This is a genomic window from Bradyrhizobium sp. ISRA442 (genome assembly GCF_038085055.1).
Lineage (GTDB): Bacteria > Pseudomonadota > Alphaproteobacteria > Rhizobiales > Xanthobacteraceae > Bradyrhizobium.
Genome location: NZ_JALGCN010000025.1, coordinates 26,646 through 50,018, shown reverse-complemented (window position 1 = coordinate 50,018; position 23,373 = coordinate 26,646). Strand labels below are relative to the sequence as shown.

Annotated in this window: 16 protein-coding genes, 3 pseudogenes and 1 riboswitch; of the genes and pseudogenes, 7 read left to right on the top strand and 12 right to left on the bottom strand. The window is 58.6% G+C overall.

The features are described 5' to 3' along the window. Positions 1–106: 106 nt before the first annotated feature. Positions 107–1,273 (bottom strand): acyl-CoA dehydrogenase family protein, encoded by a 1,167-nt coding sequence (locus MTR72_RS33865; RefSeq protein ID WP_341511938.1) that lies wholly within the window; start codon positions 1,271–1,273, stop codon positions 107–109. A gap of 1,539 nt (positions 1,274–2,812) precedes the next feature. Between MTR72_RS33865 and MTR72_RS33860 the strand changes: the two are divergent. Further along, a pseudogene (locus MTR72_RS33860) lies at positions 2,813–3,031 on the top strand (8-amino-7-oxononanoate synthase); the annotation flags it as partial. 314 nt (positions 3,032–3,345) lie between these two features. Here MTR72_RS33860 and MTR72_RS33855 read toward each other — a convergent pair. The 3 genes from MTR72_RS33855 to MTR72_RS33845 form a co-directional block, all read right to left on the bottom strand. Continuing rightward, entirely contained in the window at positions 3,346–4,074 is a 729-nt protein-coding gene (locus tag MTR72_RS33855; RefSeq protein ID WP_341511937.1) for a carbonic anhydrase, read from the bottom strand. Between the two features lie 10 nt (positions 4,075–4,084). Further along, positions 4,085–4,819 (bottom strand): thermonuclease family protein, encoded by a 735-nt coding sequence (locus MTR72_RS33850; RefSeq protein WP_341511936.1) that lies wholly within the window; start codon positions 4,817–4,819, stop codon positions 4,085–4,087. A 1,828-nt stretch (positions 4,820–6,647) separates the two neighbouring features. Beyond that, a complete protein-coding gene (locus MTR72_RS33845; protein ID WP_341511935.1) occupies positions 6,648–7,265 on the bottom strand; it encodes a nodulate formation efficiency C protein in 618 nt (205 codons plus the stop codon). 1,208 nt (positions 7,266–8,473) lie between these two features. Continuing rightward, positions 8,474–8,675: riboswitch (cobalamin riboswitch) on the top strand. A gap of 103 nt (positions 8,676–8,778) precedes the next feature. On the opposite strand from MTR72_RS33845, the gene metE reads away from it, so the two are divergent. Further along, the gene (gene metE / locus MTR72_RS33840; RefSeq protein WP_341511934.1) at positions 8,779–11,124 is read left to right on the top strand and encodes a 5-methyltetrahydropteroyltriglutamate--homocysteine S-methyltransferase; all 2,346 of its coding nucleotides are present in this window, start codon (positions 8,779–8,781) and stop codon (positions 11,122–11,124) included. A 741-nt stretch (positions 11,125–11,865) separates the two neighbouring features. Here the strand turns inward: metE and hemN are convergent. The 7 genes and pseudogenes from hemN to MTR72_RS33805 form a co-directional block, all read right to left on the bottom strand. After that, complete coding sequence (gene hemN / locus MTR72_RS33835; RefSeq protein ID WP_341511933.1) at positions 11,866–13,218, bottom strand: oxygen-independent coproporphyrinogen III oxidase; 1,353 nt, start codon at positions 13,216–13,218, stop codon at positions 11,866–11,868. A 372-nt stretch (positions 13,219–13,590) separates the two neighbouring features. Continuing rightward, a complete protein-coding gene (locus MTR72_RS33830) occupies positions 13,591–14,190 on the bottom strand; it encodes a hemerythrin domain-containing protein (protein WP_341511932.1) in 600 nt (199 codons plus the stop codon). A gap of 1,232 nt (positions 14,191–15,422) precedes the next feature. Then, complete coding sequence (fixJ, locus tag MTR72_RS33825) at positions 15,423–16,028, bottom strand: response regulator FixJ (protein ID WP_341511931.1); 606 nt, start codon at positions 16,026–16,028, stop codon at positions 15,423–15,425. Continuing rightward, the gene (locus MTR72_RS33820) at positions 16,025–16,159 is read right to left on the bottom strand and encodes a hypothetical protein (RefSeq protein ID WP_341511930.1); all 135 of its coding nucleotides are present in this window, start codon (positions 16,157–16,159) and stop codon (positions 16,025–16,027) included. Before MTR72_RS33820 ends, fixJ begins: the two co-directional genes overlap by 4 nt. A 539-nt stretch (positions 16,160–16,698) precedes the next feature. Continuing rightward, positions 16,699–16,950, bottom strand: a pseudogene (locus MTR72_RS33815) (PAS domain S-box protein); the annotation flags it as partial. A gap of 477 nt (positions 16,951–17,427) precedes the next feature. Beyond that, entirely contained in the window at positions 17,428–17,658 is a 231-nt protein-coding gene (locus MTR72_RS33810) for a hypothetical protein (protein ID WP_341511929.1), read from the bottom strand. 2 nt (positions 17,659–17,660) lie between these two features. Beyond that, the gene (locus MTR72_RS33805; RefSeq protein WP_341511928.1) at positions 17,661–18,002 is read right to left on the bottom strand and encodes a hypothetical protein; all 342 of its coding nucleotides are present in this window, start codon (positions 18,000–18,002) and stop codon (positions 17,661–17,663) included. A gap of 1,366 nt (positions 18,003–19,368) precedes the next feature. On the opposite strand from MTR72_RS33805, the gene MTR72_RS33800 reads away from it, so the two are divergent. Beyond that, positions 19,369–19,596 carry a hypothetical protein gene (locus MTR72_RS33800; RefSeq protein ID WP_341511927.1) on the top strand — a complete coding sequence of 76 codons (228 nt, stop codon included), beginning with the start codon at positions 19,369–19,371 and terminating at the stop codon, positions 19,594–19,596. A gap of 525 nt (positions 19,597–20,121) precedes the next feature. Here MTR72_RS33800 and MTR72_RS33795 read toward each other — a convergent pair. Beyond that, the gene (locus MTR72_RS33795; RefSeq protein ID WP_341511926.1) at positions 20,122–20,367 is read right to left on the bottom strand and encodes a hypothetical protein; all 246 of its coding nucleotides are present in this window, start codon (positions 20,365–20,367) and stop codon (positions 20,122–20,124) included. A 75-nt stretch (positions 20,368–20,442) separates the two neighbouring features. Here MTR72_RS33795 and MTR72_RS33790 point away from each other — a divergent pair, with 75 nt between their 5' ends. The 4 genes and pseudogenes from MTR72_RS33790 to MTR72_RS33775 all read left to right on the top strand — a co-directional run bounded on the left by MTR72_RS33790 (position 20,443) and on the right by MTR72_RS33775 (position 23,027). Continuing rightward, positions 20,443–20,997, top strand: a complete 555-nt coding sequence (locus MTR72_RS33790; RefSeq protein WP_341511925.1) for a hypothetical protein — start codon at positions 20,443–20,445, stop codon at positions 20,995–20,997. Positions 20,998–21,782: 785 nt separating this feature from the next. Further along, positions 21,783–22,094, top strand: a complete 312-nt coding sequence (locus MTR72_RS33785) for a hypothetical protein (protein ID WP_341511924.1) — start codon at positions 21,783–21,785, stop codon at positions 22,092–22,094. A gap of 157 nt (positions 22,095–22,251) precedes the next feature. Beyond that, positions 22,252–22,362: pseudogene (locus tag MTR72_RS33780) on the top strand (cold-shock protein); the annotation flags it as partial. 479 nt (positions 22,363–22,841) lie between these two features. Beyond that, complete coding sequence (locus MTR72_RS33775; RefSeq protein ID WP_076829490.1) at positions 22,842–23,027, top strand: hypothetical protein; 186 nt, start codon at positions 22,842–22,844, stop codon at positions 23,025–23,027. Positions 23,028–23,373: the final 346 nt, after the last annotated feature.

The window sequence follows — 23,373 nt, the reverse complement described above, 5'->3', positions numbered from 1 at the left end:
TGTCCTTTAAACAAGGCCGGCAGGCCGCCAGGTCCTGTAGCTGCAGACAGCATCATATCGCCGGCAATCCGTTGCTGCTGGGCGTGCGGAACGTGGATGAACCACTTCATGGAAATCCCGGCTGTGCTGCATTTCCGAGTAGGAGTCGGCCGGCGCTCTGGAGCGTTCCCTCGTTTAAAGCTGCGTGCTGGGCAACCACGAAGCTGTCGCACATGGCGCGCGCCAGATTGCTGGTGGTATAGAGCGACGCACTTCCAGCGAGACCGCTCGCAATGTTGCAGACCTCAGCGCTCTGCCGCGCGGCGTTCGTCGCGGCGAGTCGCATCAGCGTCGCCGTGCTCGGGTTTACCGCACCCTTGAGCGCTTCCTTCCACAGCTCCTCGGTAGCCTCATAAAAGAAGGAACGGGAGGAACGCAGCATGGCTTCGGCTCTGGCCATCTCCAGTTGGACATAGCCGCGCTCTGCCATCACGGGCGCTCCAGTGATTGAGGCGCGGCTTCCGGCCATGGCGATCACCTCGTCTAGCGCGGAGCGCGCAATACCGACGCCGACAATCGCATGCGCCTGCGCAGCGAAAGTCACGGAGGGATAACGATAGACCGGCGCGTCGAGTGTCGGCGGACCGCCGCGGATCAAGGTCCATTCCTCCGGCACAATGACATCGTTGACAACGACGTCGTGGCTGCCGGTGCCTTGCAGGCCGATGACGTCCCAATTGGGGCGGATTGTCACCTTCTCGGCCGGCATCACGGCTACACGCGCAAGGCCACCGGTCGGATCGTCTTCCACAGTGATGCCAACGCCTATCAGATCCGCGCCCGGTGAGCCGCTGGCGAATGGCCACACGCCGTTCACGACAAACCCGTCGGTGCTTCGCCTGGCGGGCTGGAGCGGGAAAAGCGCACCTGCCAACACCACGTCAGGTCCATTCGCGTATACCTTGCGAAGCGTGTCGTCCGGAAGAGCAGCGAGGTAGCGAGCCCCATCGCCGAAGCTGGCGACCCAACCGGCGGAGCCGTCGGCTTCGGAAATGCGCTCGATCAGGCGACAAAAATCGGCCGGCGTTCGCTCCTCGCCGCCGAATCGCTTGGCGGCCAAAGCCCGATAGACGCCAACGCGCTTGAAGCCCTCGATGATCTCGTCTGGAATCTTCTGCGCGCGGGCGAACTCGTTTCGACGCGCGCGGATATCGACTAGTAGCGGCGACAGATTATCCCAGGTCGCAGCCGTAGCGTCGGTTTCTGCAGTGATCTTCTCTGGTGGAGCGTTCATAAGCTGTCCTCCGTGTCTTGAGCCGATCGATGCCGCGATTCATTGATTTGGATTGCGCGCGCATGGCGAAGCCGGCCGGATTGATACCCAGTCGGATGGGATCGTCGAAACTGTCGCAGTTGATATCGACTGTGATGCGATTACAGGCGGTTGCCAGTCCAACCCACACCCCGAGCGGATTGACTCAAAGAAAGATGTTGAGGGCCGGGAAGGCTGACGGAGATATGGCTGTCGATGCTGCCATTGAGGCTGAACCGGCAAAGCAACCGATATGCGGCGGCGAGATCGATCCGCCTCTGCTGCACTATGTCTCCGACGGCCGACGGCAGCGCTCGTTTTGTCATGTCTTCTCCAATGGACGATTTGTCACACTTGGGCCCGGCCGGCTCGAACCACGTTGTGAATTCCTGACTTGGCGACCGCGAGGTCGCCCAAGCCGCGGCTCTTTTCCATGTCCCCAGCAATCGACGTGCCATCAATCATGGTCTGCCGGCCGTGTCTGAATCGAGCGAGATCACGTGGATCGTGCCGCGCCGGCAGGATGCTCGCGCCTCCCGTGTCTGATTCCATGCACAAGACGTCATCAACCGAACACGGCGGAAGGAGAATGACTGAAGTGGACCTCGAGCGCGAACCAGTCGGGCTCGGCTTGCCTGCTGGAGTTTCAGGCCCGCTCCGATCTCCTGACATTACCAACAGCGCAATTTACGGTGCTCGCGAATGTGGGTCTCGCTGAGAGAGTGTGCATTGTCCGGTCAGTACGAAGCTTGCGCGGGCATGGCGAAGCCCAATCTGCAAATAACCATCCGGGGCGGAATCGTCCGCGCCGCAACGGTTCCTTCTTTCGGCGGGCCTTCGGAAAGGCCATTAGGTGCAAAGGATTGGGGGCGCAGGTGTCTCCGCGTGGCGCTGGCATCAAGGTGTGCAGCGGCATCAGTGGTATGGACGAGCAGGCCTTGGTATGCTCGTTCTGCCTGGCCGTATATCCGTCAAGCACGAGGCGGTTGTCGGCGTTGAGAAATCGGAGTGTGCTTGCTCGCGACATCTACCCCAGCTCGGGACTTGTCCGCCGGACGCCAGTACATGACGGATGACGCCGGCGGCGCTCGGCGTCTTTTGACCAGCGCGCGTTAGATCATCCTGCAAATGTGTGGCGCGCCAGTCATACGAAGAAAGTTTGTGCGACGAAGGCTCGATCGCGCGCTGCCGCGGGGCGGGATAGTTGATCAACAGATACGCCGTGACCTGCCAAAATCGAAACCGAAGCGCGGTCATCTACGTAATCGAAGAACTACAGTCGCCAATCATGGCTGCAGTTGTGCGTTCTTCGGGGAAGGAAAAACGCGCAGGCCGCGCATCGTGCTGATTGATGCGAGACAGTTGCCTCCGACCGCCTTGAAAGAATGGACGGCAGATCTTCATCTTCTTTTTATAGCGATCACAGTCGTTTCACCATTGATGGCATTTGGCGGATTGAGCAATGTGTCCAACCCGTAGCAGCTATGCCGCGGCCTAGAAGCCTTCAGAGGAGACGATCTACTGCGTTGCCTAAAGCCGCGCGCAGGGACTGATTTTGCTTCGAACGATTATCTGGTCCTGGCGAGCGCGCCGCGCATGAAGAAGTCTCTGTTCACCGCGATTGAGATCGGCGCGCCGATCGGAGCTGGTGGGTCACGGCTGCTGCGCGGCAATTGCGAGAAGCACGAAGCTCCCGAAGCCGAGGCGGCACAATTCCTCCGATCAGAGACAGCGCTGTTTGCTCTATGTGATCTTCGGAATGCCTCGCACCGCGATCTGCCGCTTGCACCACCTCTGTTGGCCTAGCGCATCAACGTGCAGGCATGAATACTGTCGGCCGCGGTATGAGTATTTCTGGCCAACATGAGCACGTAGAATGCGAGCAGAATTAAGAGGCCGCGCATACCAAAGGGCTTCCCGAAGCTATGACAATTGTGGAGCGGATTGTATTCGGTGCATTTGATGCAGCCGATGCACGAGCGAATTGCGCGGAACTTGACCGAAGCCCTGTATCAGGCGGCAAACGAATAGCCGGCTGCGCGAAGGTGCCAGCGTCAGCTCAGCAAATCGACCCTGCCGGTGTCGAGCCGATACAGGCCCCCGACGACCTTCAGTCTGTTCTGCTCAACTGCCGCGTTCAAAATCGGCCCCGTCGATTTTAGTTTGTTGACATTGTCGATTACATTTTGTCGGGTTGCTTCGGCGAGCGTGTCACCGGTTTGCTGGCGAGATACTTTTACCGCAGGCGCAAGCGCAGCGACGAGGGATGAAATGTGCCCCGGCGGCGGCTTATCGTCGTGGAGCGACTTGATCGTGGCGTCTATCGCACCACAATGATCGTGGCCAAGTACCAGGATCAGCGGCGTGTTCAGCACGGCGACCGCATATTCCATACTGGCGAGCGTGTCATCGTTGGCGAAGTTGCCGGCGAGGCGGCAGACAAACAGATCACCAAGTCCGCTGCCGAAGACAAGTTCAGGCGCCACGCGAGAATCGGCGCAGCTCAGAACCGCGGCATATGGATTTTGCCCATCCACCAAAACCGGGCGCTCGCGCTTGAAATCGTCGCCTCGTGATACGCCCTGGACATAGCGATCGTTCCCTTCCATCAGCCGCTTAAGGGCAGCATCCGGCGAGAGCAGGTTATCTGGCTTGGGCGGCGCTTTTGCTTCCTTCGCATCGACAATGTTGTTGCCAAGCCGCAGGCAAACCGCCGAAACAGCGAACAGCAACAGCGAGCGGCGCGAAGGCGCGATCATATTCGGAGAATGGCCTGCCTGCATGCATCTCACCTCATCGCGCGGCTTTACGCCACCCGGTGGCTTCGGCTTCCGCTTCGCTGCAGAGCCAGCGTTCACTGGGCTTCTTCGTCATGTCGATTTGCTTGTAACTGAGTTGCCCGGGCAGGTGATAAATGCGCTCGCCGTTGCGGTCCACGGTGCCTTTTATCAGGCACTCGGACGAGGGCGGGTCCGATAGCAGCGCGGATCCGAGCAGGAGTTCCTGAGCGTCGATCGGAACCGAGCTCGCGCCGATGATGATCGTCCCCTTGTTGCGGCGACGCCAGTCCCAGGGCGCGATGAACGCCCCCGACCACAGCCCCGCATAGGCTTTGCTCGCCACAACCTCATAGATAACGTAGGTATGGGTAGAAGGACCCGACGATAGTGCCCAGCCGGAGCGTACCATCCAGGCGTTCACGTCCTCGCCTTCTATGAAGCAACTGCCGCGTGACCTGCCGTATTCATCAACTCCTGTGGTATGACAATCCCACGTTCGTCCGTTCGAATGCTTGATCAGCTCGTCGCGAGCAGCTACGCCGCAAGCCCATTTCCGGCCGTGGGCGTCGAGGCAAATCTGGTCAGTCTCAGGAGCTTCGATGCCTGAGAGCCGAAGCTTGGTTTGCTCGATCTCGATCGTATTGCCGTCGAGGATGCGCGCAGGGCCGCTGAGCTTCGCTGCGCAGACCGGAGATGTGATGACAGCGAACAATGCGACCATCATTACGCGGTGTTTCATCCCGACCATAACCTTTCGCTCTTGATCTTCACGCACGATCCGGCGCCGCCACATTCGACTGCTTAAACGCTATGTCCGTTGTTCGGTCGGCATCTCTCGACGTTTGCTTATGAAAGCTTGGCCGTCATTTCCAAGCTACAGCCTGACGCTGCGTGAGGTTCAAGCGATTTCTTCCGGTGTGCGGGTCGCGGTATCGTTCGAGCTCGCCGCTCTCTCTCTCTCTCTCTCTCTCTCTCTCTCTCTCTCTCTCTCTCTCTGCGCGCACTGCACCCTCTTGACCTGAGGAGGAGATCCCCATCGCTCAGCCACGAACTCGGTATGCGGGAGAAAGCCGAACCTCGGATGCTGTTTCTCACGCGCTTGAAGAACAAAAGCGCCTGTGAATTTTAACGGTCGAGCGGAAGTCAGGCGTGGAGGAGCAACCTGGCTATGCTTTGTGCCAACCTCCATCGGCAGACATAAGGCTGCCGATGGTTTCGGCGAGGGTGATGACATTTCGCCGTAAATTCTTGTCACGAAAAGACTTATGTCCGAAAGAAGTCTGCTCTCGCTCTCCTCTGAGAGTTGGACAAAGGCGCCACGGAGTTCAGCTCAACGCTCGCTGCGCAAATGAATCGGTATCGTTTGCGCAAACCGCGCAAAACCCGGAGCTCTCTTTCGGAGAGCCTGCCGGGATGGTCGTTGATGCCAATCGCATTGTGGCTTTTCGCACCTCTGCCCTGCACCTGGTGCCGCCGCCCCGTTCGTACAAGGACCGGATTTTTCATGACCCAGGCGGCGCGACTGCCGGCCGCTCCCTCGTAGTACGCTTCCCCGTGATCACATATGGAGCGTTACCCAGCAAGCCCGGCATGAGGGTGTGCGGTTGCGCCAGAGACATTTGGAAGGGCAACCATGTGGAGCCCTGGCTTCGTCTTATACGCACCGGGCGAGGGGTGAGCCGCCCTCGTGTTCGGGCGATCGCGAGTGCCATCCTGATGCCATTCGGCGAGGCGTCAATCCACAACATGGGTTGGTCCCATCGCGGCACTCGGGCAGGTAGCTCTGGTGCGGTTTGGCCGACTCAAGCTACACATCATTCTCAACCACCTCGCTACACAATGGGAATGAAATGGTTGCACCCCCCCGGGAATTGCCGGTCTCTTCTTACGCGCTTGAAGTGGATGGCCGACTCAGAGCCGAATTCGCAACCAGAGACGGCGCCAGGGCAGGTGGGACAGAATTAAAGAAGCGTTTTCCCATGCTTCAAATCCGGATCTATGACGCGCAGACGAATGCGCGCGAGGAAATCTAGCGCCGACTCAGTTCGGTCCTCGATGCCTCGCGCTCGGCTCCGGGGATCCTCGCCGGGAGCGCTCGGAAAAGGGCCGGTGCTCAGGGGGTATGCCGGCCCCGCTAACACTGCCCCATTGCCCTCTTAACCGGTTTCGTCGCAGCACTCGATCCCGGGTGCCGCCTCGACGTCGGCAGGCTCACGCTCTTGCGGGTGCCAGTCAGTCGCGCGATGCGCGGCGCACGCCGGATCGGGCTTGAGCCCGAGGCATCTCCAGGCCCGGTCCCGTGAAGAATGGCATGGAGAGCTGGTTCCCTCGCAGATTGGTGTCCTCTCACTGCGTCGGGGCCAAACCACGTCTCGCAAGCTGGCACGCGTCACTGAGCTCGACTCCTCGCAGAATCGTGCCGCCCGTTTTTTCGATGACGGCTGAAGGCTGCGGGAAAGGCTCGCGACTGTTGCGAAGGCGTCAACACCGCAGTTTTAGAGCGGATATGTCTTGCAGTTGCTTTGAGGCGTTCGGCGCTAAAGGAGCTGCGGCGCGATCTTGCTCTGCGCGACCATTTACCAAGGCCTTTCGCTCCCCTCTAACTCTTCCCGTTCCTTTGGCTCCATGCGAGCGAACCAGGAGCCGGGAGGAAAGGCTGCGATACGCTTGGCAAAGGAGGATTGCGGCTCCCAATCTTGCCCTTCGCTCTTCTCGAAAGTGATGACCCCGTTGTGTGTAAAAAAACGGGGCCCTGGGATATTACAGTTCACCAAAAGCAAAACGCGCCACAGATCACCTTTCTCGGTCGGCTTGTCCTTCTGCTTCGGCAAGTAGTCCACTCCAACAGGCTCAACGATAGTGCAGCGGCCCTGCCGCAGAAGATCGCCGAGCCGGCCTTGCGTGGTCGTCACGAAGTTGAAGTTGCTCGGATCATGCAGAAAGCGAAGATTTGCGTCCCTTTCACCCGCCTTGACTTCAGTGGCGATCAACGAGAGCGCCAGGGCGTGCCAGCCCAATTCGATCGGCTTTGCATAGGTCGACGCAAGTTGAAACGTGCCGTCGAGCGCGATCCTCCAGGTGATAACGTACTGTTCGTCTAATGTATCATCCGGGTGCCTGGTCCACGAAACGAAAACATAGTCGTTTTCGTCAAGTTCAGCGACGCCCCACATTCGAGGGACGAACTGTGCCACCTTCGAGACGTTGGAGATAATTTGTTCTATTGTCTCACCGTCTTGCGCTCGCCACGTTGACTTGAATCTTTCGATATGGGGGCTCTCGATGGCGCGAACACTGTTGCTCGTCGCAGCCAGCCCGGCCAGGCAGATCAGGGGTCGACCGAGACAAAACCATAACGCGCGTCTTCTAGACACTTTTCTCATAACTGTCGGCCTATCTGGCTTCATCCATCATTCCAAAGCGGGCAACCTTCAACCTGTTATGCGCGAGCGCAAGAAGTTAGCGGCGACGCGACGGGGAGACCGATGGTGTCCCGTGCGAGCAGGCGCTCCCCTCTATGTCACGCGCCGCTAACTTCGCTGCCGGCGACAGCCTCAAGTTGCTGTGCTGGACATGCCCAGCAGGAGGAGACTGGGCATGCCGAAGACTTGCATTCCTCGTGCCAGGTAACAGACGGCAATTCGCACCGCTTTTATGTCCTCTTTGTCGGCTTTCCGACTTGGGCACGTCTCGATGTCTCCGTTCAGCGCTATCGAGCGCGGCTTATGCATCCTCGTCACGGACCGGATATTCGACGGCGCAGCGGAGCGCCTCGGTGCCAAGTTCCTGATGAGAATTGGAATCACGTTTGCCGCCATAGAACCGTTTGGTTCGGTATCGTTGCCGGGATGTGGGCTTTCGATCTCTGACATGCCTCTGGGCACTTGCGGCCAAGAGGCCAGAGCGCGTTTGGCGCTTCTTTCGCGACATGCGGCGCTCGGGAACTCGAGAGCGGCCTTCGTCAGGTGCGCTTTGCTGTAGAAGGCAACCACGCGAACCCGATCTTCACCGCCGAGCATTTGGAGTCTAGCTGGCACTGCAAATCAACGTGCCGGCCAGGTATGTTGCTAGCTTGCCCAGGTGTCTTAGGCGTATTCAGCACGGATCCAGCTGGTCGAGAGGGCGGCTGGATGGCGGACGCGCTAAGAACCGCTGGGAAGCCGGGACACGCATCAAATGCGTTCTGCTCCAGGCGGCAGTCCCGACCGCGGAAGCCGCATTTGTCCCTTCCACCGATCTGGCGTGCGGCCAGGGGGCGGCTGCGATGGTCATTACAATATCGCGGACTGGAGAGCGCTTCTACATCGACTCAACGATAAAGATGCGCAGTCATTCGCGTAGCGAATGTCGCAGCACCAGCTTCAGACATAATCTGAGAGGTTGACGGAAGACTTGTCTTGCCGATAATCCAAGTCGTCGAGGTTCTCCGGTTCCCACTTGATCCGGAGCTAAGAGGGAAGCCGGTGAATATGCCGGCGCTGCCCCCGCAACTGTGAGCGGCGAGCCGCTGTCCAACGATGTCACTGAAGCCTGCGCGGCTTCGGGAAGGCCGGACAGCAGTGATGACCCGCGAGCCAGGAGACCTGCCCGACAATATCTTCGTCCACGGGCGGGGTGTCCCGGTGGTGCGCCAAGCAGCCGTCGCACCGCGCGACTTCCCCTGCCTGCGTCCGCCATGGCCTTTGCCCCCAACATGGGGTTAACGCTATGTCTCTTCTCTCCCTTCCGGTTGCCACGCTCGGAACGCCACGCATCGGTCCAAGGCGCGAGCTCAAACTCGCTCTAGAAAGCTACTGGGCCGGAAAAATCAGCGAAAAGCAGTTGCTCGAGGACGCAGCTGGCCTGCGTGCCGCGAACTGGGCTCGTCAGAAATCTATCGGCGTCACGGTCATTCCATCGAACGATTTCTCGCTGTATGACCAGGTGCTCGACACAAGTGTCATGGTTGGTGCCATCCCGGAGATCTACGCCTCGAAAGCCGAATCCGTTTCGCTCAAGACGTACTTCGCCATGGCCCGCGGTTCACAATGCGACGACCAGGATGCGAGTTGCGGTCACGGACCGCGCGGATTTGGCACACCCGCGCAGGAGATGACCAAGTGGTTCGACACCAACTACCACTACATGGTCCCCGAGTTTCACAGGGGACAGACTTTCAGGCTATGCTCTCGCAAGCCGATCGAGGAGTATGAGGAAGCCAAGTCCCTTGGCTTTCAGACCCGCCCTGTCCTGATCGGGCCGGTCACATTCCTAAAACTCGGCAAGAGTCCCGATCCTGCGTTCCAGCCACTCTCACTACTGGATGACCTGATACCGGCCTATATCGAGGTTCTGCAGGAATTGGCCAAACGTGGGGCAAATTGGGTTCAGTTCGACGAGCCCTGCCTGGTTCTTGATCTGGATGAGGGGGCGCGAAAATCTTTGCGACATGCCTATGACCGGCTCGCCAAGGAGGGGCCGGCCATCAAGATCATGGTTGCCAGCTATTTCGGCGACCTCGGCGACAATCTGGACACCGCCTTGAGTCTGCCAGTTGCCGGACTGCACCTCGATCTGGTTCGAGCGCCACAGTTGTTGGACCAGATCATCGCTGGCGGCCGAAGTGATCACGTCATCTCGCTCGGTGTCGTCGACGGCCGGAATGTATGGCGGTCGAATTTGTCGTCGCTGCGCCAGCGGCTCGAACCCGCGATTGCGAAGCTCGGCAAGGATCGTGTACAGATCGCCCCATCCTGCTCGCTGCTTCATGTGCCGGTCGATGTTGAACTCGAGACCAGGCTCGCTTCTGACGTCAAGAGCTGGCTTGCTTTCTCGGTCCAGAAGATGCGGGAGCTTGCGATCCTGGCGCGGGCACTCGCAGGCGACCAGAATGTTGCGCTAGCTCTTGCCGAGTCGGAATGTGCCGCGACTGTCCGCCGGACTTCGCCGAAAATCCGTGATGCCAATGTCGCTGTCCGGATGAGGGCGATCGATCAGACCATGCGTCGGCGCGCCAGCCCATTTGCCCGTCGGGCCGAGATCCAAAGCAATCGCTTCGGACTACCGGCTTTTCCTACCACGACGATCGGATCGTTTCCGCAGACCACAGAGGTCCGGAATGCCCGTGCTGCGCATGCGCGAGGCGCGATGAGCGACGAGCAATACGACAGGTTCCTCAAGGAGGAGACAGCGCGCGCCGTACGTTGGCAGGAGGACATCGGTCTTGACGTCCTCGTGCACGGCGAGTTCGAGCGCAATGACATGGTGCAGTACTTTGGCGAGCAACTCGCCGGCTTCGCATTTACCAGGAACGGATGGGTGCAGTCCTACGGATCGCGCTGCGTCAGGCCACCGATCCTGTTTGGCGATGTAGTGCGGTCGAAGCCTATCACCGTGGACTGGTGGCGCTACGCGCAATCACTAACGAGGAAGCCGATGAAGGCGATGTTGACCGGACCGGTGACGATCTTGAACTGGTCCTTTGTTCGCGACGATATTCCCAAGAGCGAGGTCTGCCGCCAGATTGCGCTCGCGATCCGAGACGAAGTCCGCGATCTCGAGAATGCTGGTGCGACCATGATCCAGATCGACGAAGCTGCACTCCGCGAAGGATTGCCGTTGCGTCGATCGGAGTGGACGGCTTATCTCGACTGGGCCGTGGATTGCTTCCGCATCTGCTCATCGGGCGTCGCTGATCAAACGCAAATTCATACACATATGTGCTACTCGGAGTTCAACGACATCATCGGTGCGATCGCTGCAATGGACGCGGATGTCATCTCGATCGAGACGTCGCGCTCGAAAATGGAACTCCTCGACGCGTTCAGGAGCTACGAATATCCAAATCAGATCGGGCCGGGCGTGTACGACATCCACTCTCCACGCGTTCCCGAGACGGGCGAAATGAAGGAGCTGATGGCGTTGGCTCGGACGCGGCTGCAGGATTCGCAGCTCTGGGTCAATCCGGACTGCGGCCTGAAGACGCGCAAATGGGAGGAGGTTCGCCCGGCGCTAGCGAACATGGTCGCTGCCGCCCGCGAACTGCGCGCTGCATTCGATCCGCGAGGCCGTTGATCCGGGCTTGGGTGTCTTCTCGACAAAGCTGATCCGCTTGCGGTCAGTTGCGCTCTCGATAATCGAGGGAGCCTTGGGAACAAAAAAATGCCCGGCCCCGCTTAGCGGGCCGGGCGAAAGTCTGGGAGGAGCGACGCTGACGCATCGCGCGGACTTCCATCGGCGGAGGGAGGATAGCCGCCGGTTCGATCACGGCAAGGACATTCGCCGAAAATCTGAGCCCAGTTGAAGCACAAGCTCAGCGTAGCTCAATTATGCCGTGGTATGCGACCGTATAGCCTGAGGTTTAGAAATCTACACCAAGGTTTGTCGCTCATGACCACGTCGGCAACGGTTGGGACAGCAACGAGGGGCAGTGATGCCGGGCGGTCACCGCAGGGCACCAACCGCAAACTCGGTGCGCTTTCCTGCCTGGAAACCTTATGCTCGATCAGCGCGACGATACGAAAAACCCCGGCTCCAAGGATCCCGCAAGCGTAGCCAATGCAGAGCGGTTGCTATTGATTTGAACCCTGCTTAAGGCAGTCCTTGGTCGACCGGTCCGACCCGATAGTCGGGTTTCGGCCTGGGCCTCTTTGAGATCTATGAGCGGACCACGCAGAGGATGTCACGAGCTTGAAGATGCCCCGGTGCCGATAGGGTGCTCATCAGCCGTGAGCGTGGTCCTGCCCCCAACATAGACCAGTTAAGTGATGGCGATTTCGGATCAGACACGACTCGGCTCGGCTCTGCGCAGCCGGTTTAGACCGCCCGACTATGTATAGCCCCGCACCGAGGAAGATGAGCGTCGAACGCCGATGCGACGCTCCGGACCAGGAACTCTGCGCCATCAACTATGGAAAGCCGACCATTCTCAATCACCACGACGCCATCTGCGATAAGGCTGTCGATTCGAGAACGATCGATGATGGCGAACTTCGGATCCAGACCGTAACGACGGGATGTCTCGGAGAGATCGACTGCCATGTCGCACATGATTCGCTCGATGATCTCGGCGCGGAAGCGATCCTCCTCCGTCAGCAAATAGCCCTTCGCGGTGGCGAGCCGATCCTCGGCGATGCGAGCAAGGTAGTCCTTTGCCGAGATAGCGTTCGCGACAAACCCTTGCTGCATGCGCCCGATCGCGCTGGCGCCGAGACCAATAAGGGCGCCCGCGCAATCGTCAGTGTAGCCCTGGAAGTTGCGCTTCAGCCTGCCTTCCTGCCTCGCGCGGGCAAGACTTTCGTGCGGCAGGGCAAAGTGATCGATGCCGACGCGTACGTATCCAGCATCAACTAAAGCTTCCGCGATCGTTTCGAATTGGAGGTAGCGCTCGACACTGTCGGGCGGGGTGAATTCATCGATCTTGCGTTGATGCTTCTTGAATGCAGGAATGTGCGCGTAGTCGAAGGCCGAAATCCGATCCGGATGCAACTCGAGGCATTTGGCGACGGTGTCCAGGCACGAAGCGACTGTCTGCTGGGGCAGGCCATAGAGCAGGTCGAAATTGATCCGGCCGACGCCCGCACGACGTAACCGATCGACCGAAGTCGCGGTCTGTCCGAAGCTCTGCAGACGATTGATAGCCCGCTGAACAACCGGATCGAAGCTCTGGACGCCAAGGCTCGCCCGGTTGACCCCGCAATAGCCAAGCGTCTCGGCCATCGGCTCGCTCAACATGCGTGGATCGATCTCCACGGCGATCTCTGCATCAGGCAGGACGGCGAACGAATAACGTAACGAACCGACCAGATCAGCAAACGTTTCAGCAGTCATGACCGTGGGGGTACCACCCCCGAAGTGGATATGAGAGATCGGTTGTCGTTGGCCGACGACCTCTGCAACGAGGTAGGCTTCAGTCCGCAGTCCAGCCGCATAGATCGCGATCGGCTCGTCGCGTTTCGTGACAGACGTGTGGCAGCCGCAGTACCAGCACATGCTTCGACAAAATGGCACGTGCACATAGATCGAGGCGGATTGCTGGCCGGCAAAGGACTTAAGCCACGCTTGATAGTCCAACTCGCGAACTGACGCTGAGAAATGCGAGGACGTCGGATAGCTGGTGTAACGCGGTAGGCCGTGCAGGTCGTACAATTGTGCCAGGTCCGGTCGCATTCGGATGCCGTTCTTGTGCACGCCGCATACACGTATGTTGGATCGCGATGAAGCGGTCACACGTCAGGGATGAGCATCCTTTACGATGTGGATCCCCATAGCTCGTTGTAATCCAATCGCGCTAGAACTGGTCGTGGCAATCGACGTCCAGCGCCGTGCTGTTGGTGCTGAACGTACCCGGGCATGGCTCGGCCATGCCGTTTGCACCGGTGGTCGAGGAAGCGATCATATTGCGCAGAAGCCATTTTGGCGGCACGGCAGCCTACGTGCCCGCGAGCACCCCCCATTTTCATTTCGACAGGATGAGCATGAGGTCCACTTCCTGCGATGAAACGGCAGCGATCAATACGGCCCGTCCGTCTCGACGCCGTGTCATGGGTTGCCGGCCTTGGCGGACGAAAACGCGAGCGAGCTGCGTTCGGCCTCGGATTCTTGCTCCAATTGCAGAATATGCGCTCTTAACGCATCGGAAGTCCCTGCCGCTGTCTCGCTGAACAGCGGATCTCCATGATCGGTAAGGGCGGAAGCGATTTCGGTCCAATCCTGTGCCGAGAGAGCCTTCAGTGCGGCCGGAAAGAAATCTCGTTCTTCCCACATCATGTGGCGCCGCTCGCGTACTATAAAGTCGCGTATGATATTGCCGACGTCTTGCCGAAAGAGTTCACGATCCGCGAGGATGGCGTCAATAGCTCGCGCGAAGTGGTGCAAACGGTCGACGACTTCCTGGTGTTCAAGCGCGAGATCGCCGACGATTGCAGCTGCATCCGCATCGCGAGCCTTGAGCTTGGAAAAAATCAAGTCTTCCTGTGGATGATGGTACACCTCGGGGTAAACCTCAAAATAGCTGATAATCGCGCGAATGACCTCATAATCGGGACGGATCCCTTTCTCAAAAATCCCCAACTCGCGTTCAAGAGCGACCAGAAGCAGATCAATGTTGCGATGCTCTCGAAGCAAAAGATCGATGATCATTGCGGTGCTCCTGGAGGCACAATGTAAGCTGGATGCGTTTCTGCCATTTGCAAGATTGCCCAAGCCGAATTCGTTGTCCTTCGCTGCGCTGCAATTTGTCCGCGCTGTTCGACGCAAAAAGTAGCGCGCTTCAATTTGAGCTGGCGTAAATCAACTTAGCCGCAGTGTTGAGGTTGCCCACGCAAGACGCTGGTCGGATGGCGGCTGGTCTCGGTAAAACTAGCGGCCTGGGCGTGCATGGCGGACCCTATCTTGCGAACGTCGATGGGACGCAGATTGGCTGCTCCTGACGAACTGGAAAATTAGGATGTTTTCCCTAGGTAGAAGTCCCTAAGTATTTACACGTAAGTCCCATGAGGAGGGCGTCTTGAATGGGGGCCGCGCGGTCACTTGGTTGCTCAAACATGTTCAAATCGGATTAGAAAGCTGCATGCTGGCTTCGTCGGCCGCGTCCATGGAAACAGTCGGAAGCGCACGGCCGCACCCGTGAAGAGCTCCAGCCAGCCGAAACATTGTCGACCACCGCCACTTTCGGCTCGCCGCAGGAGGTCGCGTTCGGGCGCCTTGACTCCCGTCAGCATCGGTCGGCCGCGGAAGTGACGAGGCGGATATTGACGACATCCCGATCGATGTACGCTGGCCGACGTGGTCGACGCGCTTAATGATCGTGCGATACGCTGTCGTAGCCCCTTTAAGGGTGCGTGACGATGGTTAGGCCGGCGCGCCTCGGCCGGAACCGCACTCAGCGCGCGCTGGTATGCCGGCGTTCCGTGCCCGCAGTGCCGCATCGGCCCGCTCCAACGCACGCGACCGTTTGATTTCGAAGACCGAAGTGACTGTCGCCCAGCCGAGCGCAATCACCGAATGATGGTCCGCTCGTAGCCGATTGCCACAGCGTCAAGATGCGCACCTGTGCCCAATGCGAAGGAAATCGAACCGTTCACGGCAGCCCGCACCGGGAGCTCCATTGGAGGATGGACCAACATATTGCCGAACTATGCCGTTCTCCGGGCTGACAGACCTGCTGTCCATCGGAGCACAAATTTGGGCCGACGCAATTGATCTGCTTCATGTGCCGTCGTGATTCAAGAAGCCAGCAGAGTGTGTTGCATCGGTGGCCGTCACCGAAAACATGATCGGCTCGGTCCGGTGCGCCTGAAAACCCTCCGTCCGTCGTCTGGACTGCGCAGCTTGAATGCATGAACAAGCCATTCGCGCCATTTGCGCTGGTGCTAGAGTCCCGCGGTAATGGCGATCCGCATCAACTCGGACATACTGCGGACATTGGTCTTGGCCATGAGGTTTGCACGGTAAACCTCGACTGTCCGGGGACTGATGCCGAGATCATGGGCGATCACCTTGTTAATTTTGCCGGCCAATAGTCCCTGCAGGACGTCACGCTCGCGCGACGAGAGGTCCGCGAGGCGAGCTTCCGCCAGCAGTTTCGCTGCGTCATCGGCTGGTTTTGTTGGCCGCGCTTCCAAAGCACTATTGATCGCACGCAATAGCACCTCCTCCACGAACGGCTTCTCGATGAAGTCGACCGCACCCGCTTTCATCGCTTCGACTGCGAGCGATACGTCGCCATGACCAGTTATCAAGACGACGGGGCAGTTCACGCGATTGGCCTTCACTTTGCTGACCAGTTCGAGACCGCTCATACCCGGCATCCGGATGTCTGACACAATGCAATCAACTGGACCGCTCGCGACGTCATTGAGAAACGCGGTCGCCGTCTCATAGGTTGCTACGTAGAAACCGTTAACATCAAGCAGGAACGCGAGCGAGTCCCGCATTGCGGCGTCATCGTCGATCACAAGAATGCGCCGCCCAATCATGTCTCTTCACCAAGCTCCGCAAATCGCGCGGTGAACTGAACGATCATGCCGCCGCCCGGATTCGCTTCCGCGACGATGTGGTCGCCATGTTGCTCGATGATCGTCCGGCAGAGTGATAGCCCCACACCCATGCCATGCCTTTGGGCTGGAGCAGTTGGTCGGCGATATCAGCGCTGATGCCGGGGCCCTTGTCAGCAACGGTAAACTTGTCGACGTTGGCAACTTCGCGGCGCGGGCAGGAAGCCATGGCCTCGATTGCATTGCGTATCAGGTTCAGCGCGACCTGCTGGATCTGGATCTTGTCGACGATCACGTCGCGGTCGCTGCGGATCATCACGCGTACACCTTGCTCCTTGGGGCCGACTAGGGCCAGAGCCACAGCTTCTTCAAGGAGCGTGAGCGGATTCGCCTGTTGAGCGACGTGTTCGAGTGCATCACCAATGCGGTTGGCGTTCGGCTTGTCGGGCGCCAGCAGAGCCTTTGTGTCGCGCATGTAGTTTGCAATTGCGGAGAGCAGCCGGTTGATCTCATGGGCAATAGACGATGCCATCTCACCCATGGCGGTCGACCGCGACGCGTGCACGAGTTCAGATTGCAGCTCTTGCCACCGTCGTTCCTGCGCCCGCCCTTCGGTGAGGTTTCGGATGAAACCGGTGAAGAACCGTTCGGCGCGCACTTTGGCCTCACCGACAGAGGTCGAGCCGTCGCTCCGTTCGCCGACCACGATGATGCCGATGCCGATGATGTGCCGCTCGCCGTTTGTCAGATAACGTTCGATGTAGCGCTCGTGCTCGACGCGGTAGAGCTGCGGCATCAACCTCGGTACATTCATTCCGACCACGTCGTCCGGACACCAACCAAATAAACGCACTGCCGGGGCGCTGAACGAGCGAATGAGGCTCTTCTCGCCAATCACGACCATGGCTTCCGGAACGGCGTCCAGGCTCAACTGCAGATGGGCTAGCCTATACCGCGCCTGCTCTGCTTCCCGTCGCAGCCGATTGCCGATAAAGCCAAGGAGGGGACCAAGTACCGCGAATTCCGCGATGATCATGTTTGCGGAACCGCTGATGAGGCCTTTCGCAAGAAAAGCCACGCTGATGATGAGGCAGAGCAGGGTAGCGACGTTCGCCTGGCCACGGACTAAAGCGGCAAAACGACGACCGGAAGGTAGATGTTCGTGAACGTGAGGTCCTGAAGATATGGATTTAGCGAAGGGCACGGCACGAGAGCCAGCGCGGCGGCTGCCGCGGCAGTGCCATGCCCTTACAAGACCTGGTCGGACATGTTTCCTGGCGGACCCTCTCATTCGATCGACTCTACATTGTTTCCCACGAGAGGCCACCGGAGGCAGACCGCGCCTCAACTCAAACCAATCTATTGTGCAGGATGGCCGCCGCTATCTGGGCCAGATGCGCCAGTGCGTCGGCTGCACGGCTACGTGTTCTCCGGTCTTGGCCTTGATCCAGCCGCCGAAGATCCGGCGGCAAGGAAAGACCACCCGGTGAATGGAATTACCTTCGATCACGGCAATCTCCAGATCCCGATCAAAGGGCGGCGCCGTTTCGAGCCGCTCCCAGGTCAGGTCGCCATTGGATCTTGGACGGTGTTCATCGCTTCCGGCTGACAAATTCAGGCAACCTTCTGAACACTACGGACGAGATCGCTTGGCCGCCGCGCGAACAGGCTCGGTCCAATATTGCCCAAGCGGCGCGTGGTCTCGAGCGCGTCAGCCGCGGCCGGGCTTTTATCGGCCGTGACGCCGTTGAACCTATCGTGCCGGGATATGATCCGCTCGCCAACCGAAATATTAGGATTGGCGCTGCGAAACAACTCCCGGGCTTCGGTCGAATCGATATGGGTCAGCTCAAGATCTCGGCGGTTGGTATTAACCGCTGTTCTGCAGACGTTGAACTGGACTGCCGCTCCCGCAATCTGGCCGGCGGCGGGACAAATGTCCCCGTGGTATGTCATGTCGAACATCCTTCGTTGGTGAGAAATCTCCTTGTCCCACGGCGTCAGCGTGGGGCGTAGGGTTGTGATGATGTCAGCCGCGCCCTTGCGAGCGGGGCGCCATCCCCAAGCGAGAAGGGGAAGGCGCGGAATTCGCTTGACACCATTCGGATGGGCCTAGCTGCGGCTCGGCGCCGATCATCGCGCCCGTCCGCAGGTCGATGAAAGTGGACGGCATCGTACGCGGCGCAGGCTATCGTGTGCAGGTCATCGGCACGCGGCTCGGGTGCGTCCGGCAGCAGCCCTCGAGCGGTCGCCGGTATCTTGACATGAAAAGATGATAGGGCGCCAAGTCTTTCTGTCTGCCATGTGTGTGACCTTGGACTGGAAGATCACTTCTATCAGTAGGCAGTCGCCGCAGTATTGATACAGGTCAAAAAGAGCTGATGCGCGTCCAGAATGGCCAAGCTCGAGCGGCCGCTGCGAGCCGGACAGGCCCGCGTTGGCAGGCGACATGTCCCAACTCGGGCGATCCGCCAGGGCCTCGCGTTGGTCCGCAACACGCCAGCGTGTAGCCGGTTTGCCTTGAGGCGCACCGCTCGCGAATGGGCCACGACAGCATTTGTCCTCAATGCTGCGATAGCCGGCAAGCAGATAGTCAATTGATCGCTCGCCCCGCATTGTCGGTAGCCCTGCCGGGCAGATCCCAGCCATAGGCTTTGACGCTGAAGTCCTCAACCCTGGGCTTATCGAAACGTTGGCTGCGACAAGCGTGATCGTCGGCTTTGCTGTCGCGGCGGCAGGGTGGACCGTCAGAAGCGAGATCGAGGCGGTTCGCCTCATTGGCTCACGATCACGTGCGCGTAGGTCTCGTCATCGATGGCCCCGGCCGCCGGCGCGCGTCAGAAATGGCTCTGCCCGGTGATTGGCGCAATGCCCTGGCGTTTACGGCAATGCCTCGTGAGACCACCAAGTATCGCGTGTAAGGTTCTTGGCGTCTCGAGCCTCAATATTGCCAGCGGTTGAGTATCGGATCGATAGAGATCAATAGCCGGCATCTCGGGCGTGACGGCGCATGCTGCTCTCAATCGTCTCTTCAAGACGTTCCTCGATTCATCGGCGACTCAATTTTGTCGGTCGAGGGCATGAGCAGACCAGAAGGCGTTGTCCCTCGGCTCAAAACAGAGTGCGATCCGCCAAGCTGGATAAATAGAGATCGCGCGGCCTGCGGGACAACAGGAGCGCTCGAGCCGCGTTGCCAAAGTCTCGACCTTATCTCGATGGAGGAGCGGACAACCTGTTGGGGATGCTACTTGAGGCAGATCAAATACTCTTGTGGCGCGAATGGCAGAATGGTGGATAAGAAAACCCACAAGAAGAGGGTGCCATGCCTTCATTTAACGTTCGGTTCATTAAGACCGTTTGTGACGATAACGGCCACGAACATCGTGCCTGTCAGGCAGCGTTCAAGGTCGATGCCGCCTCGCTGAGTGCTGCTGCACAGCAGGCGGAGACCAATTTCTGCAAGCAAAAGAGTGTCCGCGATTGGACAGTCTTCGCCGATGTGATAGAGCTTCGAACCCCGCCTGCATTGCCGCCGGCATGGGCTGGTTAGCTTGACTTTGGCGGGGGGAGTCTGCGAATTGAATCGTGGGTCAATCTATAATCTAAGCGTGATCCCGGACAGGGTCGTGTCGACCGTCGATTCGAGAACGACTGGTGATGCTGTCGTCAAATCGGCGGGCGCCCTGTTGTCTCACGACGCCTAAGCGGACCTCGCTGGAGGGTTTGCCGCCTGCCGTTCAATTGGCTCTGCAGCGCTCCGCCAAGCGTCGTCCCGGCAGGGCCGTCCGGGTCGAAGGATCTGCTCCCACAAATCGGTCTTGTTTGATTCTTGTCAAAAGCAAGTCTGCCTCCGGCAGCTATGGCTATTTCAAAGGGTATGCGTGGTTGGCCAATCTGCACACATCAATGCCCTTGACGGTTTAGGCATCTGCTCAGCCGGTTGCGCGCGAGCCTGTCCCGGACATCCGAACCGGCTTGCTTGAGCCCGCAGGACATCGATGCGATCGCACGTGACCTTAATCTGTCCGCATCCGCCTTTCGAACCATGGCGCAAAGACGGGGCTCTCCTGAACTCTTAAGCAAGCGCCTTGCACTTGCCGGCTTTTCCGAGAATGCGTTTGCTGCCGCCATGGAGACGTATTGCGCGATCTGTAGCGGGTGTGCGGCCTATGAGACCAAAGTCCGCTGCGCCGCCGACCTCGCGAGGCAAAACCATGCGCTCAAAGACTGCCCGAATGAACAGACCCTGCGCGCTCGGTCGTGATATCCTCCCGCTGCGCTTTCGCGATTGATCGCGCTCAATCAGTTCCTCGCCGAACATCTTGACTCCTGAGCATGCCCGCATTCAAAGAAGGCCGACACACGACAAGCCCATCGCCGCCTCGAAATCCACGACATGGGTGAAACAGTCCTTATGTCTATATTCGCTGTTACTGCCTACGTTTTCTTCTTTGCCGCAGCGGTGGGACACGATCCGGCGTTTACCTTCTGCGTATTGCTGGCTTTCGCCGCCAGCCTGGCCGCCGCCGCCGTCATCCTCAATCGCCGTTATGAACCGCGACAACCGCCGGCGGAGATCAAAGTTCGGCCGAACTACAACTTGGTCCGATCAAATTCGGTGATGGCGATGTGGCCGCAGGATAAAGGAAATGCAGTCTCAAAGGGCGAGGCGTATTGCATCCAGACGCTCAACACAAGCGGTGAGTGCGCTCCACCTGCTCGGACGCATATTCGCGGCAAGGACAGCAATATTCCTAAAAACGCGGATGGGCACTATCGTGTCGATCTGACGAAGACTGATTCATATCGACCTTATGTCGGCCAATGGTCAGATGCCAAGGGCGCAAGTTGGACCGAGGAGCGTACCACTTTTATGACTGACGTATCTCGCGTTCCCGGTATGAACGCGATGTCTGTGTTCCGCGACCAGTGGGCGGTAGTTGGGACGTGAACACGTTCACGTCCGGTGGCACCATCATGCCCGCGACGGTCCTCACGTACATCGGAACGGCAGCTCTCGAGTACGATTTGATCGTGCGGTCAGGGATAAACTCAGAACAATTTACTTTACAGAGAACGACGCCCCGATAAGAGGATCTGTTGACGATAATAAGGCGTGCGAAGCTCCTGCGTTCTCGGCGATGCGGAGCACGTGAAGGAGAAGCGGGATTGCGCCATGCACGCTCAAGTGCGGGCGAAATCCAGAGAAAACTCGCGTAGAGTCTTTAAGCGCGACTGTTGCTTCGATGTCACCAAATGTATGAACCGGCGATCTACGCTCGTGTCAAATGAGGGACGACATGTTCGATATTTATTTGAACGGAAGACACGATCTTTTGGTCGTTCCGCGAGGGTTTGCGATCCCCGCGGGGTTGGACGGCAGTTGGAAGCGAAAGAAGCGGGCGGTGCGTTCAGTGAGCGATGTCATTCGCCAAGATGTGCAACAGCGCGGTTACCACCGACGTAGTTTGATCTCAAATCGGTCGAAGACGACAGTCGAGACCTCATCACACGCGTAGCCAACGCGGCTATCTCCGCTGGCCCATTCTTCAAAACACTCTGGGCAGGATGTCGCCGATGCCATCGAGAACCTTGCTTACCGCGTCGACGGCAGGTGGGTGTCCTGCTTCATTAGGCTTATGGCGCAAGTTTTCTTTTGAAAAGCGGCGCACGGCGCTGCGGCTTCCCTCAGGATAAGTATTATGGAGCTTTTTCTCGACTCGATGGCATGCGCGGGTGAGTTTTCAGCTGTCCATACTGAAGATACTTGCCGGTCAGCCACATGGACGGGCGAGCATTGAAGTCGTTAAACAGCATTTGGCCATATATTACAGCAGCGGCCCAGAGTGGCCGGCGCGTATGAAGCGCATCGCGAGCCGCGCGCCCCAACTCGATATTTTCGGCCAAAGGCTGATCGAGCGAGAGGCCGGGCGCTGGATTATCACCGACGAGGGAAGGAAGGCTCTTGAGAGGCTCGAACTGCTAGATCTGGGTGCTATGCAGGGTCAGGTTGAGCGCGAGATCGCGCAAGAGCCCGAAGATGAGTAGCCGCCCCTGGCGTCTTTGCAGGTGCGAACGAGCGCGCGCAGAAAGCGCTCCCCGGCAAGCGATTGAGCCCGCGCAAGTGCTATCGGCGCGACGGCTTGCCGCTCAAGCCCTTGCTGATGGCCACGTACCCCGATTAGATCGCGCAAGTTCAATTTGGGTGGCGATCGGTACTATGAAGTGGTCCAACGCGACCAAGGGATATGGCTTCATCCAACCTGAGGATGGAGGAGCTGTTGTCTTCGTGCACTCCGACACGTTGAGCCGAGCCCGGACGACGGACACGAAGGCGAGACCGATCTAGTATTCGCGCACGCCCCGAGGAAGCTTCGGCGTCTAGATAACGAGCGCACCAATCGTCATAAGGTGATCATAGTAAGAGATCGCCACGATGTCTCACAGGCCTCGATGTTTGATCGCTCTAGGCTTAATACAAATTACGAACCTCCCCGAGATGCAGCTGTTCAAATTCATCGCGATTGGCTTGCTCATTCCAGAATATGTTAGTCTACGTGCTTAGCTTCGAATAGAAAGGCCTCGATTGGGGCTGCATTCAATTATAACGAAGCCTCTCAACACAGCGTCTGTACGAAGTTTACAATTCCACAGCTGCACTAGTCCAGACGCCATCGTCTTCCGAAAGCATGACCGAGCTAATACCTGGCGCGAGTTCCGATGACTGTCCTTTTTTACGGTCGTCGCTCCGAAAAAACTATGTTACAAGCGCTCCCCTCAGAAGGAGCATTCATCGTGAAAAAAGCAACCAAGAAACGCGTTAAGCGGCGCGAGTGGACGAAGGCAGATATCAAAGAGCTCAAAGTCCATTCGAAGGCTCGGACCCCGGTCATAAAAATAGCAAAAATGACCAAACGCAGCGTCGGTGCGCTACGCCAGAAGGCCTTAAATCTCGGAATCGGACTCGGACATCAGCGGTAATTTTGAGCAACGCTGGCTAATGGTGCGGTAGGGCGGCTCGCGGGCCGCCCTCTATCGCCATAGAAATCTTATCGCACATTAGCTTTGCCGATCCGCACTGAGCGAGTTTTTCACCACGTGCTGGATACCTTCAATGTCGCGGAATGCGCTCCAGCGCCTCCTCATCCTTGATCAAGATTCTTGGAAGGGGGGCGACGGCCGCTTGCGATGTATGATCGCGAGTGAAGACATAGCCTTGGCCATAGCCCTGTCGCGAAGATAAAACCCGGAAACACTTGGTCCCGGAACGCATGCGATGGGACCACAACGCCCAGTCCTGGGCGCGTTAGCTTTCGAGGAGCTGACC

Coding starts and splice junctions, on each gene's coding strand:
- MTR72_RS33865 (WP_341511938.1), bottom strand. CDS start 1,273: ATGAACGCTCCACCAGAGAAGATCACTGCAGAAACCGACGCTACGGCT.
- MTR72_RS33855 (WP_341511937.1), bottom strand. CDS start 4,074: ATGCAGGCAGGCCATTCTCCGAATATGATCGCGCCTTCGCGCCGCTCG.
- MTR72_RS33850 (WP_341511936.1), bottom strand. CDS start 4,819: ATGGTCGGGATGAAACACCGCGTAATGATGGTCGCATTGTTCGCTGTC.
- metE (WP_341511934.1), top strand. CDS start 8,779: ATGTCTCTTCTCTCCCTTCCGGTTGCCACGCTCGGAACGCCACGCATC.
- hemN (WP_341511933.1), bottom strand. CDS start 13,218: ATGCGACCGGACCTGGCACAATTGTACGACCTGCACGGCCTACCGCGT.
- MTR72_RS33830 (WP_341511932.1), bottom strand. CDS start 14,190: ATGATCATCGATCTTTTGCTTCGAGAGCATCGCAACATTGATCTGCTT.
- fixJ (WP_341511931.1), bottom strand. CDS start 16,028: ATGATTGGGCGGCGCATTCTTGTGATCGACGATGACGCCGCAATGCGG.
- MTR72_RS33820 (WP_341511930.1), bottom strand. CDS start 16,159: ATGGGTGTGGGGCTATCACTCTGCCGGACGATCATCGAGCAACATGGC.
- MTR72_RS33805 (WP_341511928.1), bottom strand. CDS start 18,002: ATGACATACCACGGGGACATTTGTCCCGCCGCCGGCCAGATTGCGGGA.
- MTR72_RS33800 (WP_341511927.1), top strand. CDS start 19,369: ATGCCTTCATTTAACGTTCGGTTCATTAAGACCGTTTGTGACGATAAC.
- MTR72_RS33795 (WP_341511926.1), bottom strand. CDS start 20,367: ATGTTCGGCGAGGAACTGATTGAGCGCGATCAATCGCGAAAGCGCAGC.
- MTR72_RS33790 (WP_341511925.1), top strand. CDS start 20,443: ATGGGTGAAACAGTCCTTATGTCTATATTCGCTGTTACTGCCTACGTT.